This window comes from Paraglaciecola marina (genome assembly GCF_004360155.1).
Taxonomy (GTDB): Bacteria; Pseudomonadota; Gammaproteobacteria; order Enterobacterales; family Alteromonadaceae; genus Paraglaciecola; species Paraglaciecola marina.
Genome location: NZ_ML178720.1, coordinates 249,380 through 264,018 on the forward strand (window position 1 = coordinate 249,380; position 14,639 = coordinate 264,018).

The following is a 14,639-nucleotide window of genomic DNA, read 5'->3' on the forward strand; positions in this document are numbered from 1 at the left end:
TAAGCTTCCTTATTAAATGGTGAAATGTTGGCTAATACCTTTCCTGTCTTCAATTGCTTGTTGAAGCATAGAGATTGTGATCGACGGTAAATCATGGATCAACATTTCTTTGGTTGCATCATTCGCAACTAAAGTAACCTCTGCATTACTAAGGCCATCAGATAATTGTGCTAATTTTTTCCATGAGAAATTTTTAGCGACGTAAGTACGTAAACGAGATTTGAATAAAGAGATAATTTCTTTTTCAGACGGTAATTCATAACGAATAACATCATCAAATCTTCTAAAAAGCGCGTGATCAAGTGCTTCAATGTGGTTGGTAGCACACACAATGACACTATTTGACTCATCTTGCTCAATCATTTGTAGGAAGCTGTTAAGAATACGTCTAGCTTCGCCTACATCATTAGCTGAACCACGGTGCGAACCCAATGCATCAAACTCATCAAAAAAGTACACACCTCTGACTTCTCGAATTGCATCAAATATTTGGCGTAATTTGGTAGATGACTCGCCTAAGTATTTTGTGATGACTGCATCAAGACGAACTTCAAATAGAGGAAACCCTAACTCTCCAGCAAGAACCGAAGCTGTATAAGTTTTGCCAGTACCGGGCTTTCCCGCTAGGAGTAGCTTTCTTCTAGGAGATAAGCCGTGATTCTTCAGAGTAGATAAGTGCTTTTGTTCTTTAACCAACCTTTCTAATCGGTCTTTTACATTTGAAGAAACTATCAAATCATTAAAACGTAATTTAGGATGACTTGTTGTTAATAGACCAGTTGAATCTTTAACGCCACTTGATATTGATATAGGTAGGTTATTAAGACTTCTTTTTTTAGCCTTGTCGATAAGCAGCTTTAGTTCTTGTGCAAGTTTACCATGACCATTTCTTGCTTCATGAGCGGCAACCTGAAGCGCAATAGATAAAAATCTATCGTCATCCTTGTCAATATGCGATTGCATAAGTGCTTTAATTTGGGTTGAACTAGCCATGAAAAAAGAGCTCGATTTACTTTTAATTACGTTATTAAGTATATATTAAACACTTTTTTACTACCATGAGTTTATAAAATCCGTATCTCTGTAGTTTTTCTTGAGAAGTACAGTTATTTACAGAACTCCAAGAGGCATAAAAGCCGTTCCGGCTTTTCCCAAGCTCCATGTATGAATTCGGGTGATAATTTCATTACCTTTGTACTTTATGCCTTTGAGTTTAAAAGTGAATAAACCGTCAAGCCAACTAGTTTTAATCAAACCTGTTTCTCAGCCGCATCTAACTTACTCAACTTCTGGTTTTTGAAATAAAATTTGCACAACATAGCTGGAAACCTTTACTTCGGCGCTATTTATTACAATTTCTTAGCAGCTTGTTTTCTCAGCCCAGAAAAAATGTCCTCTGCTACGTAGGCTGGAAAGTTACTGGGAATTTTAGCTTCGACTTTGGCAATGGCCTTTTCAATATTATCTATAAAGTATTCATAGTGCGAAGCAGCTTTGTCTGTAGGGTATTTCACATACTTGGCAGTCGATACTAAATGACGGGGCTGAATATCGTTCCACTTCCAGTGTGTATTTTTACCTTTTAAAGACATGGCCATTTTGATCTTTTGCGGCTGTAAGGCTTTTTTCGATGCACTTTTTGACATCATAGGGAACGCTGACAAGATGTCATACAGAGGGGTCATTCTATATGTGTTTTCAGGCTCTAAGAATACGCTAAAATTCTTCCCATGACCGTCAATAGCAGCGATTAACCAAAAGAATATCTGAGTTTTAAAAAACGTGTCTCTATCCTCCCTATTAGACGAAGCCGTTAACAAATTTAAACAGTCTGTTATTCCTGGACCACCATCTGACTGGTATTTTTGAGCAGATGAAATCCCCATTGCTTGACAAAAATCTTCTTGGGGGAGACGCATCAGCCATGAACCGTCAGAAGCATATTTCCGATCAAAGCGTTCTACGCTTAAAACTTTTTGGTCGCCAAAATAAAGCACCTCTGAATTAGCCACATTAAATCCAAAAGCTCTCGCCAGCTCTAGGCAAATAAATTCGTTCTCACAGCTATCGGTTAAATCGATACCCACTTGCGGTAACTCGCCCATGGGTAATTTTAATATATGGCTTGTTGGTGTTGAGCCTATAGGTTTCGTCCATTGTTGATCGATTTTAAGTAAAGCGGTTTTCTCCTGAGCGCCAGCAATCGAAATCCGAAAGTCGTCATCGTCACTTTCCATCCCAAGTGCTGTGTGTTTGTAGCCTTGTAATAACTTCTCAACTTCTTGCTCTGACAACACCTTGTAGTTCAGTTGGTTTATAGGCTTTGGCTGCTCTGAGGATAATTGAATAGCCCCCACACAATCTTGGCCTATTGCCGCTAAAAGATCGAAGGCATGCCCCGAACCGATATTAAATCTAGCTTGTATTTTATTGCGAATGTTTGGATTATCAGGAAGCAAATTATCGAAGAAGTTGTACACTAGATCGCCCGCGTATTTTTGCTTTGTGATGGGTAACGACAAAGAAATGGGACGTGAGCCTGGGCGCTTCATCCACTGCTCGGTATAAGAAAAATGTAGCCCACCGTGCTTATCTTTTAACAGTGTACCTACTTTGACCCCGTTAAGGCTTACGAACAACTCCATATTACCACTCCTGATCCCAGCCGCTTTCGGTCTTTTGATTGCTGTGATTTTCTTGCTTCGGCTTAAGCTCAATAGAGAGACCTAGTTCATGGGCAATTTTAAAGAGGGTATCAATACGGGCGTTACCCGCGGAGTTTTCTATAGCCGAGATGGTTTTTTGCTTTAAACCAACATGCTGTGCCACATCGGTCTGCGTTCGTTGCAGCTTATTTCGATGCAGCTTTATATAATCAGCCAGTTCTTTTGAGTTGTTAAGCTTCATTATGCCTCTCCACTATTAATCCCTTGAGGGTATATCTATAGACCTACCCCCTAAGAGGTATATCAAGTTAAATATACCCTTAATGGTATATATGTCAAATTATACCTTTTAGGGGATTTGTACCTATAAAAGACATCAAATGACATGAGGAAATTTGTCAGCTTTGTCTAACCAATAATTAAACCGTTTTTGTAGCGTTTTGGTATTCATACCCAATACGGTTTTCACTTGTTTAATTGTTAGCTGATCGCACATATTACTTTGCTCTAATGCTATAAGTTTGGCGAGTTTTAATCTAAGAGATTTGTTATCCATGAAAAAATAAATCAATGCCCAACTTGTAGCATAATATTTTGATTGATTGACAGAATTCCAATCAGCTCTTGTTGAAGGAAATAATTGTGGCAGTGGGATAGGTCTTTTACGTAACTTTCCATTGCTAAACCAGTCAGTGTTGAGTGCTATTTCTACACTACTTAAATTGGTTGTTATCATTTCAAGGTATTCAGCAAGCCCTTCATTCAACCATTTATTTGTATTGCCTATTACACCACGGTTAATACCATGGGCGGATTCGTGAATAGCTGTTTTAAAAGCGCTTTGGAAAGATCCATAAAAGATTACGGCTTCATTGGTACCATTATCGTAAAAACCTGTTGTTGTTCTAGAGTTTGGCGCATGTTTAGCCCGATAGCGTTCAAACTCTTTTTTTGAAGCAATAAACCTAAGATTTATCGACGCTTTTTTTAGGTTACTTCTATCTATGAGCTGCCCATAAATAGCAAACATTTTATGGATGGCACGAGAGAGCTTTTCTTTAAACTCAAACGGCACATCTGCCCCCACTATGTTTAACGAGAAGTAATCAAATACTTGCTCACCAGCTAACTCCAACTCTTCGACACTAAGGTTATCCGGTTTTTTATCACTAAAGTGTGTTACTCCTTGGGAGTCTTTCCATGTATATATATTTGATTGAGACTTAACTTTTAACTCACCTAAAGAATGATCTTTACAAACTCTTCGAGGACGAGACATCTCGTTTATTATTTCGACTTGAGGGGCTAAGTTCAAAGAAGGCTTATCTATCTTTGAATCGATACTTAATACCTCTTGGCTAATGAGTTGTGGTGACTCTTCAAAATAAGCAAGTGCTTTATTGACGAATGGGGGAAGCGCTACCTTTTCACTCTCAAGGTACTTAACAAATAAGCTACTAGCGCCAAATGCGCCAGCAACAATTAATACGATTTTAAGCCGCTTAAACCAGATCAATTCACTTAGCTCGCTTTCTATCTCTCACCCACAATTGCGAACTATGTGATTTTTTCATTTCAAATAAGTCGATAGCCGCAAACAAATCACTGAGCTTTTTAAAACCGTAATTACGCTGGTCGAAAGAAGCATGATTTGAAATATGAGAACCAATTGGACCCAATCTAGCCCAACCATCATCTTCTTCTACCGCCTCGATTGCTTGGCGTAGCAAGTTCATTAATCGGGAGTCACTTTTAATATTTTTAGGGGGTGGCTCGGGTGTATTAACTTGTACAGGTTCTTCGTCAAGAAATAAGAATCTAGAACAACTATTTACAAAAGCAGCGGGGGTTTTGCGCTCTCCAAAACCTATAACAAACTTACCATCAGCCAAGGCTCGGGTAACTAAAGGGGTAAAGTCACAATCAGAAGATACCAAACAAATAACATCTACTTCTTTGGTATAAAGCACGTCCATAACATCAATCACTAAAGCCATGTCTGTGGCATTTTTACCTTTAGTTAGGTCAAATTGCTGTATAGGTTGAATTGCAAATTCGTGTAAAATATCTTCCCAAGGCTTAATACAGGCATTTTTCCAATTGCCATAGGCTTTACGAATATTGACTACACCGTAACGAGCTAGCTCTGAGAGAATTTTGTCAATTTTTCGGGCAGGGGCATTATCTGCATCGATGAACAATGCAATTTTATCTTTGTCTTTCATATAAAACTAAAGTCCTTTTAAACGAATAAGGAGTTTAGCTTAGCAACGCGAGTATTTTGTAGTTTTGAATAAATACATAGGTATTCCACTGACTTGTAGGCTTTCGATTGAGAGCTTCTAGGACTGATAATATACGCCCTATCACCTTCGCCTTTCTATTGCTGGTATATCAAAGTAATCATCTGGTGAGAGTGCTTTTAGTTTGGCTTGGGATTGTTTACGTTCAGTTCGCACTGCTAGGGTTTCGCCAAACACTTCTAGATGGGCTTTTTCCATTAACTCTGAACACTCTACACGGTCAAGAACCCCTAGCATTTCACCTGCTAATAAGACTCCTTCAACTCTATGCTTTTGCTTGGTATCTGGCTTGCCCTGCCTAGTTAAATTAAACACCTGCTTTAATTGCGACTCGCAAAAAGCAACAAACTCTATTTTATCCATTCTTTCCACCTAATCATCCTACTCAAAATAACGTTTATATTTGAACTACCTTAAAGCATACAGATAACAACTCAATCAAGGTTCCAATAAAGGCTTTAAGGTTTGAGTGCTTGCGTCCCATCTTGCATTAAAACGTTTGAGTTCGTGCTTTCTGAGCTTGGCACATTTTACGAAAACGCTCATATCACTCCTGTTCTCCATGCATTTTGTGGGTTCAATAAAATATTGTTGCCATGCCGCTTTCTTTTTACCTTTAAAGTTAACATAACTTGAAACCGTAACGCTTTTCATAGCTGTGCTTTTAGTTTTTGTTTTAAAGTCGGGTAAATTAGTTATGTTTATATTATTAGTGACTTTAGAGTTAGATTTTTTAGATTGTGCAGGCTCTACTTGCCGTAAACAGACTAGATAATCTTCTTTTGCTTCGCGATGTTTGTTGCGGGCACGCTCTGTGACTTTATATTTAAGTTGGCTATTCCAATGGTCAACTTGTTGCTTTTCTTGCTTACATTTATCTTGGCTATGGGCAAGGCTGCTGAAAATAAAAATCACCATACAAAAACCTAATAATTTCATATTGTCAACTCCATTTGGTGGTGCTTATTGTGTCAGCTCTTTAAGCAAAAGATTCAACCTAGGTTAGTTCATTGTTGCTTTTTACACCTTACCAATATGCAGTATAGACGAGCTTTTTTTACCCTTGGATGCCATCGAATGTTATAAAATGAATAGTCAAAAAAAATCTAACCGATATTGCTGTAAAGTAGTCAGATAATTAAAATTTACTTAAGGCGGTAACCGTTTATTACGCAACTGTAACTGGGTGAAATTGCTTTATGATCTTAATAGCGGCATTAGCAGCACCGAAGCCGTTATCAATATTTACCGTGAGTATACCCGGTGAGCATGAGGCTAAGGCGCTAGTTAATGCGGCTTGGCCACCAGCCGAAACCCCATAACCCACAGATGTGGGTACGGCGATAACTGGCATATCTACCAATCCAGACAGCACACTGAATAACGCCCCTTCCATTCCAGCAAGGGCAATAACAATCTTATGTTGTTTGATATCGTCTAACTTCTCAATTAATCGCCATAGCCCGGCAACCCCTAGGTCTGCATAAATTGGTGCACAGTAACCATTAAACGCTAAAGTACGCTGAGCTTCTTTGGCAATAGCTAAGTCTGATGTGCCGGCAGAGACGATACATACATCTGACGACTCTTCTTTTGGCTTTACAAAGTTTAAAATGGCGGTGCGTGAGGCTTGATCGTAATCTAATTTTTCTTGAAAGGAGCTAGGCAACACTTGCCACTGCTCAGTGGTCATCCGAGTGAATAACACTGATGATTTCTGCATCATGTTGTATTCAATAATGGCAGCTAAATCTGCGTCGCTCTTACTATTACAAAAAACCGCTTCGGCAATGCCTGTTCTTGATTTTCTGTCTTTATCCCAAACGAAACTATCCATGGGTGACTCCATTAATAAAAGCCGAGCCTTTTTGATAGCTGCGAATACCTGAGAAAACCCTACCATCTTGGGCGCATAAAGTAGCTAGGCGATCAGATAGCTGCTCGAGAACTTCGCTGTCTGGCATGGTGTCAATTTCTAGGTAAGTACCTTGCTGAGTGATGCGGCAACGAACGTTCTTCACCTCTGGTAAAGCTTGGCGGGTGGACTCTTCGACTTGATTAATAAAGCCTAAGTCGCCTGCATCAATTTTAATACCGGTTTCTACCCTACTGGCTAAACAGGGCTGGGCTGGCAGAGCGTGAATATCTGATAAGCCGTAAAACTTGGCAATAGCATAAATGTCTGACTTATTTATGTTTGTTGCAACATAAGGATGTTGTACGTTTTGCTCTTTTGCGGCTTCAAGGCCTGGTCTGTAATCATCTAAATCATCAAGGTTTGTCCCTGAAAAAACCATACCTTGGCTACATTCAGCGATTCTTGTGTACAGGTTGCTTTTGCAGTAATAGCAACGATTTACAGGGTTGTTAAGGTAGTTATCATCATCAAACTCTCCGGCGTTGATTACCTCTAAATCCCAACTGTAGACCTGTGCGTAGTGCTTTACCCTTTGAAACGCAGCTTGGGGTACGGCGGGGGAAAACGCATGTACAGATTTGACCTTTGCCTTAGAAAAACGATTCGCAAGGTAGGCTAACAACATGCTATCTATTCCGCCACTTACGGCGATGGAAAAAGATTCAAATTGATCGAAATAGGTTGTGAGTTTGTCTACTTTTAGCTGCATTAATTTTACTACCTCTAATCTAAGACAATTCTGTCTTGTATTTATGCATGCGCCGCTCGTGCAAACTAGCTAAAGAGATCAACTCATCATGTTCAATTTTTTTGGTATCGGTTTGATTAGGACGACTCACACGTTTAAATGACTGCCCTGCATCGCTCACTAGCTCACGCTTTAGCATAGCTCTGGTTTCAAAACGATAACGTAAACCTATGGTTGTGGTTTGAATAAAACAATAATCGATAACATCTTGATAATGCTTGCAATTTGCCATTATTCTTAGAGACTCCATGGCGCGATTTTTTTTGCCTCTCACTGTGTGTACCACTACATCAATTACCCCTTGATGCTTTCGAAGTAAATCGACAGATAGTCCTAGCTCTTCACCTGTCATATCGTCAACATCAAACTCAATGACTACTAGTGTGTCTTGTTCTTTATTATCACTGTGACAATCGAATGCCAAGCCTCTTAAAATATTCGGCATACCCGGGAAGACTTTGCTACCTAGCCCATAACCCGTTGCTTGCAGACTTCCTTGGGGTTTTACAGTTAAGACTTTTTTATCTGATAAATAACGCAAAATAGCAGCTCCAGTTGGCGTTATTCGTTCCCCTTGAATAGCATCGTCAAAAAACTCAAAATCTATCAATATTTCTGCGGTTGCTGGGGCAGGCACAGGGATTAACCCATGTTGCGTATTCACCAAACCGCCCCCTAATGGCAGTTTAGAAGTACTCCAAGTACAGGTTGCTAGGGCATCTAATATTACTGCACTAGCGACGACATCCATCAAGGAGTCCCAGTCTGCCAGTTCATGAAAGTGAACCTCGTCTAAGGATTTAGCATGTATTTTTGCCTCTGCTTTGGCAATGATAGTCAGTAAATCGATGGCTACTTGTATGACTTCTTTACTTAACCCACTGTTTTTTAGTAATTCACATAAGTAAATATAAGTGGTGTGTTTATGTCCGTGAAAAGCATCTGACGCTTGGTGGTGGCTATAGTGATGATCGTGATGATGCCCAGCATCATGGTCGTGAGAATGGGTATGCTCTTTAGCATCACTTGAAGCGCTAACTTGCTGCGCCTGCAGTCTAAAGCGTTTACCGCTAATGCCAGAATTTACTCCCTCAAACAGCTCAGCTTGCCCAGCTTCATCGGGCAATACAGAGGCTACCGACGCTAGCACTGGCGGTATTAAATCATCAAACATATCTAACATGGCCGATATAAACATATCACCGGCAATGCCACCTACTATATCTAGATGAATATGTGCGTTTTCAGTCTTCATAGGTATGAATTAGCCTTTAATTAGCAAAATAAAATAGCAGTAACACACTAGCTATTAAAGGTTTCTTCTGTTGCCCACAAACCTAAAGCAGGATTGCTAACATAGAAAACTTCTTCGCCATCATCTAAGGTATTCCAGCCATTTTTGAGATTTTCGATTGGGTAACGCTTTACCATTTCATCATAATGACAGTATTGATAATTAACCGACTCTACCTCTTGTTGCGTTAACCCATCACCTGGGCAATACGTCACTTTAAAACGGTTGTTGGTGGTACCGTGAATTAAATGGGCTGCAGCAGACAAGTTACTGGCAAGTTCGGGATTTTGCTGCACGGCTTCTAGGGTTTCATCTGTGGTTTTGTAACCATAAGTTCTTATTAGCTTATCTATCGCTAAGTCTTCACCAAAACGATGTAAAGCTGGTGCTAATACGATTAACTCGCCGTCATCGGCCATGGCCATACGAGTACGGTAAATAGCCTTGTTACCTAACCAGGTGGTTTTAAACTCCGCAGGCTCTAAAAATACGATAGCTTTTTTAATAGGTTTAGATAGCAGGTTTAAGTTTAGTTTTTGACTAAGCTCACAAGCGGCTTCATAGGTTTCATTTTGGTTACCACAATACACACCTTGCAGCGCTAACTTGTCATCATTTTTACCCAATACAGTTAAAATAAACTCAATGGGTAAGTGCCGTAAAAATGTATCAAAGCCTTCGTTTAAGGCTTTTCTTACTGGGGTAGAGGTGCGCCCCATAATTCGTTCCATACCATACACAGCACCCAAATAATGGGACTTATGGATAGTGTCTTGGCCACCTACACCCACTAAAATATTTTTAGTGTAGTTAGCCATTCCAATCACTTCATGGGGGACAATTTGCCCTACAGATATAATCAAATCCCAGGTACCGTCTAGTAATAATTTGTTTACCGCCACTTCCATGGTGCAATCTAACTTACCTTCAGACAATTCGCCTATACGCTCCTTTGAGATCTCCCCAAGCACTTCTACGTCTGTGCGCCAAAAGTGGGGTAAAAATCTGTCTTTGGGAATATCTGCGCCAAACATGCTGTCAATTTCGCCGTTCGACATAGGTTCGTGAGTGCCAAGAGCCGGCAAAAAGAAAATCTCTGCTTGGTCTTTTAATTGTTCATAAAGGTAACTTGAGATAAATCCAGCTTTTGAATAAAAACGCGTAATATCTGGGGGTAAAATTAGAATTTTTTTAGCATCACTAGCTTTTTGAGCAATAAAATTATCAATAATCTGCCTTAAATCATCGTCAGAAATTGTTTGCTCTGTATCAACATGGTGAATTGGGTAGCTCATTTTTGTACTGCCTTTAAAATTTGCGAAATAATCTCATCAACTGTGTTTTTCAATAACACGGTAATAGCATCTTGTGGTGGCTCTAAGGTATTCAATTGACTATCTAATAAGGATTCAGGCATGAAGTGGTTATCTCTTCTTTTCATGCGAGCAGTTAAGGTAGCCTTATCACCTTTCAAATAAACAAAGCGCACTGTGTTTTCTGTAGTTGATGACAAAATATCACGGTAGCTTTGCTTTAACGCAGAACAAGCTAACACCGCGCCACCAGCAGACTCCCAATCGACAATATTATTAGCAAGTAAGCTTAACCAGGGTTTACGATCATCATCTGTAAGAGGGGTGCCGCTCGCCATTTTGGCAACACTCTCTGGAAAGTGAAAATCATCAGCATCATAAAATGGTAAAGACAGTTGCTCAGCCAACTCTTTTCCTATGGTTGATTTTCCACAACCACTTACACCCATCACAATATAAATCATAAAAAAACTCTATACACCTAAAATCAAATCGAAATATAACTAGCTAAAGGGATACCTAATAATACTCCGATTTATGTCTATTATCTCAAATCGTTAATACTCTCTTTTTCAAAAAAGAGACTCTAGGAGCCTTTCCCAGAGTTTCACAGTAAAAGGAACATGTTACTCAGATATTAAAGTGCTAAATGCCAAAGAAATACTGCCAAGAACAGTTGCAGTATAACTACTCACTATTTGAAATTATGTAAAAACATATTATTTATGAATTCTCGTCAGCAACTTTTTGTGCTTTTAAACTTAACTCAGCAGCTTTAAACACATGCTCTTGAGTCATTGCGTAATCAGTCCGATTCATAACATCCAAAATTAAATGGCCAAAGTACGGAAAGGTACTCTCTCCTAAACAGTCGATTTCTATTTCTTCTATTTTATTAGTTAAGAATACCTTTGAGGCTGGGGCTAATCGCGCAACGTCGTTATATTTACGGCATTCAATATTGCCTTCTGTTCCCATAATAAACGTTCTACCATCCCCCCAGGTAGCTTGCCCATCAGGTGTAAACCAATCAACTCGAGAATAAAAAGAGGTACCATTTTTGCCAATCAATGACATTTCTCCAAAGTCTTCTAATCCAACCTTATCTGGGTTATTTAAGTTTGCCACCCTAGCAAAGTTAACCCTAGCGTCTGTCTCTCCACTGTAAGTCAAAAACTGCTCAACTTGGTGGGACCCTATGTCAGTTAAAATTCCACCATAACTGTTTTTATCAAAAAACCAATCTGGTCGTGTTGGTTTGGCAAGCCGGTGAGGGGCCAAGTTGATAACCTGTAATACTTTTCCTATTTTACCTTGGCTTATTAACTCTCCAGCCATCCAAGCTGCTTCGTTATGCAATCTTTCTGCGTAGTAAACTGCATATATTTGGTTAGTCGACTGCACCACTTTCTTAACTTTTTCTAGTTGTTCTAAGGTGGTGAACGGAGATTTATCGGTAAAGTAATCTTTTCCAGAAGCCATGACTTGAATACCAATATCTGCCCGCAAATTAGGTATCGCGGCACTTACTACAATCTTGGTATCTGAATCATCGATTATATTAGAGAAGCTTTCTACGACTGTGACTTGAGGGTACTTAGCGCAAAATACCTCTCGCTTAGCTAAGTCTGGTTCAAACACATATTTTAAGGTAGCACCAGCTTGCAATAACCCATTGGTTTGCCCGTAAATATGTCCATGGTCTAAAAAAGCAACAGAAAATATACATTCATTGGGCTTGACCACCTGCTGAGCTTTACCCATAGGGGCATAGTTTGCACCATCTTTAATGTTTACTGAGGTGTTAGCTTGTCCTTTCATTATTTACCCCATTTGAATATAAGCTGAGTACACTACACTACTCAATACAGTTAAAATGCACAGTGCCATAGCAGCATTAAAGGCATATCGATTTATACCCGTTGGCATAGCTGTTCCCATATATTCTTTATTGTTATGCAAAATAGCCCAGCCAATGTAAGCGATTGGCAGTAAAAAACCACATATCGCAGAGGTAGGCAGTACGACATACGCACCCATAGAAGCCCAAACAAAAACGCCTAGTACAGCTGGAGTTGGAGCCAGTAATGCTAACTTGTATTTTAAGCTACCTTCACTCCACTTAAACATTGCAGCGGCTGCAGAGCCACAACACAACATATGCATAACTAAAGATCCTACAGCCATACCTAAAATACCGAACGCAAAAATTAAGCGACTAGTGACTTCATCTAAACCAGCTGACATAAACATTTTTCCAGCCTGTGTGGGGCTCAACTTCCCCTGAATATCCATCTCAGAGCCAAAAAAAGCTCCTGCAGCAGCGATACTTATTAAGCTAGTCACAAGAATGTAAGGCAGCACTAACCCCATACCTATATCATAACGAGATAACTCAACATGACTAGGACCCCACCTTTTGTGTAATAAGGTAAAGCCATAAATAAAGGTCATATTAATTCCCACTGCGCTACCTAGTGCAGCCATCATGGTGGTTACACCTTCTGTCGTGTTTGGCAAGGAACTCGGAATATAGCCAGCTAACACCGCTGCCCATGCAATTTTCCCTTCGAGTGAAGCACTAATCACAACCCAAGCAAATGCGAGGATAATTAAGCCACTTAACCATTTAATACCTGTTTCAAATATCACTACGGCATTAACCTTAGAGTTAGCTTTGTTGCTTACTTGATTACCGTATTGCCAAGCGGTATAGGCGCAAAATGCCCATATTCCTATAGCCAAAACTAAAAGATATATATTTCGTGATAGGCTAGCGCTGTCTCCCATAGAAAATCCGGTAGATACCACTATTATCTCTTCTACCATTGCTGCGCTCAGAGGGTAATGGGCAAATCCCCAAATGATGCTAGATAAAAATGCAGCTATTGCCCACGCCCAAGCCAATGGCGCATTAACATATCGCTTCATAGATTCAAAAGGAGAGCATTGGCTGTTTAAAGTTTGATGGGATAAAGCAAATAACATAATGCAACCAATTAACATGGATATAGGCTGCACCCACAAAAATTCATAACCAAACAAGGCACCTATTGTAAGCGATGTTACCGCACTTCCTCCGCCTAGGGTCATGGCCCCTTGTAACCAGCCAGGGCCACTTAATGCTAAGTATTTTGGCAGTCGCTTATACCAAGGCTGTAACGCTAAATTCTTTAAGTATACTATTTGGAGATTTATCTTTTCGTCATCGATTTCTGAGCTCATCTGTATGACTTCTCCATATCTATGTTGGCTTTAATGTCAGATTTTTCACGTAACTTGGATTGCTTGATGTTTTCATTTAATGCAGCCTGATAACCAACCATATCAATAGGAAAAGTAACCTTTTCATCAGTCCATGATGACCACAATATTCCGTTTGCTATTGCTAATGAATCGAGACCTTGTTCAGCAGGAGCAATCAATGACTCTTTCCCCAAAATAGCGTTAACAAAGTTATTAATAAGTTCTCCGTGCTGATTAACTTCTTCGGTGGGAGTGATGTTAGTGGTTTCAGTAACTGGCTGACCAAACATATCAACAGTGTCTTTACTAAATTGACTGGTTGCGGGGGTATTTTTAGTGAGAAACAAATGCTGTCCGTTGTAACTAAGCATGCCCTTATCACCCACTATATCTAGTTGGTTCACTCCCGGAGCTTCACCTGTTGAGCCAACGAAAATACCGGTAGCGCCATTCTTATACTGAAAAAACGCCGAAGCTTCATCCTCTACCTCAATATCATGATATTTCCCAAAACCACAAAAGCCTGTCACCGATTTTGGCATTCCACATAACCATTGGAAAATATCTATGTTGTGAATACATTGATTAACTAATAAACCGCCCCCTTCGCCTTTCCATGTAGCCCGCCAATCAGACACTTGAAAATACACTTCAGGCCTAAACCAATTTGTCATGGTCCACTGAGTGCGCTGCAATGCTCCTAATGCCCCATCGTCAATGAGCTTTTTCATTTTGGTAAATATCGGATCAACCCTTTGATTTAGCATTAATCCGAATTGTTGTTTTTCACTAGCTGTATCAATGAGAGTCTGCCCATCCTTAACACTTAAGGCGATGGGTTTTTCCATAAGAACATGCAAGCCCTTCTCTAACGCATATAGGCCCATTTCAAGGTGATTCATTGTTGGACTGGCAATCAAAACTCCATCACATAAACCAGAATCAATAAGAGCATGGTAATCTGTAAAATGTTTAGCACCAATTTCAGTGGCAATCTCATTTGGAGCCCTTGAGGACACAGCAGTTATTGTGCAATTGTTAACCACGTCACTTTGTATATGTTTAATATGCTGTTGGCCAATATTACCAAGGCCAATCACTCCTAATTTAACATCACTCATAATAATAACTTCTTAATGGCTAGTTTTGAG

At 39.7% G+C, this 14,639-nt stretch carries 15 protein-coding genes; all 15 read right to left on the minus strand.

From position 1 onward, the window contains the following. Nucleotides 1-12: 12 nt before the first annotated feature. The 15 genes from EOK74_RS01120 to EOK74_RS01190 all read right to left on the minus strand — a co-directional run bounded on the left by EOK74_RS01120 (nucleotide 13) and on the right by EOK74_RS01190 (nucleotide 14,609). Complete coding sequence (locus EOK74_RS01120; RefSeq protein WP_239023957.1) at nucleotides 13-963, minus strand: AAA family ATPase; 951 nt, start codon at nucleotides 961-963, stop codon at nucleotides 13-15. A gap of 386 nt (nucleotides 964-1,349) precedes the next feature. Continuing rightward, nucleotides 1,350-2,645, minus strand: a complete 1,296-nt coding sequence (locus EOK74_RS01125) for a type II toxin-antitoxin system HipA family toxin (protein ID WP_133468061.1) — start codon at nucleotides 2,643-2,645, stop codon at nucleotides 1,350-1,352. A gap of 1 nt (nucleotide 2,646) precedes the next feature. Continuing rightward, on the minus strand, nucleotides 2,647-2,907 hold the full coding sequence (locus EOK74_RS01130; protein ID WP_133468062.1) for a helix-turn-helix domain-containing protein: 261 nt from the start codon (nucleotides 2,905-2,907) through the stop codon (nucleotides 2,647-2,649). A 135-nt stretch (nucleotides 2,908-3,042) separates the two neighbouring features. Continuing rightward, nucleotides 3,043-4,182 (minus strand): DUF4124 domain-containing protein, encoded by a 1,140-nt coding sequence (locus EOK74_RS01135; RefSeq protein WP_133468063.1) that lies wholly within the window; start codon nucleotides 4,180-4,182, stop codon nucleotides 3,043-3,045. Nucleotide 4,183: 1 nt separating this feature from the next. Continuing rightward, nucleotides 4,184-4,891: an NYN domain-containing protein gene (locus tag EOK74_RS01140; protein WP_133468064.1), complete on the minus strand. Its 708-nt coding sequence runs from the start codon at nucleotides 4,889-4,891 to the stop codon at nucleotides 4,184-4,186. Nucleotides 4,892-5,032: 141 nt separating this feature from the next. Further along, a complete protein-coding gene (locus EOK74_RS01145) occupies nucleotides 5,033-5,332 on the minus strand; it encodes a hypothetical protein (protein ID WP_133468065.1) in 300 nt (99 codons plus the stop codon). 75 nt (nucleotides 5,333-5,407) lie between these two features. Next, complete coding sequence (locus tag EOK74_RS01150) at nucleotides 5,408-5,908, minus strand: hypothetical protein (RefSeq protein WP_133468066.1); 501 nt, start codon at nucleotides 5,906-5,908, stop codon at nucleotides 5,408-5,410. 229 nt (nucleotides 5,909-6,137) lie between these two features. Continuing rightward, nucleotides 6,138-6,806 (minus strand): nickel pincer cofactor biosynthesis protein LarB, encoded by a 669-nt coding sequence (gene larB / locus EOK74_RS01155; RefSeq protein ID WP_133468067.1) that lies wholly within the window; start codon nucleotides 6,804-6,806, stop codon nucleotides 6,138-6,140. Next, complete coding sequence (gene larE / locus EOK74_RS01160) at nucleotides 6,799-7,596, minus strand: ATP-dependent sacrificial sulfur transferase LarE (protein WP_133468068.1); 798 nt, start codon at nucleotides 7,594-7,596, stop codon at nucleotides 6,799-6,801. The genes larB and larE overlap by 8 nt, the downstream gene beginning before the upstream one ends. Nucleotides 7,597-7,615: 19 nt before the next feature. After that, nucleotides 7,616-8,890, minus strand: coding sequence for a nickel pincer cofactor biosynthesis protein LarC (gene larC, locus EOK74_RS01165; protein WP_133468069.1), 1,275 nt, complete (start codon nucleotides 8,888-8,890; stop codon nucleotides 7,616-7,618). Nucleotides 8,891-8,937: 47 nt separating this feature from the next. After that, nucleotides 8,938-10,224 carry a nickel-dependent putative hexonate epimerase gene (locus EOK74_RS01170; protein ID WP_133468070.1) on the minus strand — a complete coding sequence of 429 codons (1,287 nt, stop codon included), beginning with the start codon at nucleotides 10,222-10,224 and terminating at the stop codon, nucleotides 8,938-8,940. Next, nucleotides 10,221-10,706, minus strand: a complete 486-nt coding sequence (locus EOK74_RS01175) for a gluconokinase (RefSeq protein ID WP_133468071.1) — start codon at nucleotides 10,704-10,706, stop codon at nucleotides 10,221-10,223. The genes EOK74_RS01170 and EOK74_RS01175 overlap by 4 nt, the downstream gene beginning before the upstream one ends. Before the next feature lie 259 nt (nucleotides 10,707-10,965). Further along, nucleotides 10,966-12,063 (minus strand): Gfo/Idh/MocA family protein, encoded by a 1,098-nt coding sequence (locus tag EOK74_RS01180; RefSeq protein WP_133468072.1) that lies wholly within the window; start codon nucleotides 12,061-12,063, stop codon nucleotides 10,966-10,968. Nucleotides 12,064-12,066: 3 nt separating this feature from the next. Beyond that, nucleotides 12,067-13,467, minus strand: coding sequence for a hypothetical protein (locus EOK74_RS01185; protein WP_133468073.1), 1,401 nt, complete (start codon nucleotides 13,465-13,467; stop codon nucleotides 12,067-12,069). Continuing rightward, nucleotides 13,464-14,609 (minus strand): Gfo/Idh/MocA family protein, encoded by a 1,146-nt coding sequence (locus EOK74_RS01190; RefSeq protein WP_133468074.1) that lies wholly within the window; start codon nucleotides 14,607-14,609, stop codon nucleotides 13,464-13,466. The genes EOK74_RS01185 and EOK74_RS01190 overlap by 4 nt, the downstream gene beginning before the upstream one ends. Nucleotides 14,610-14,639 lie beyond the last annotated feature (30 nt).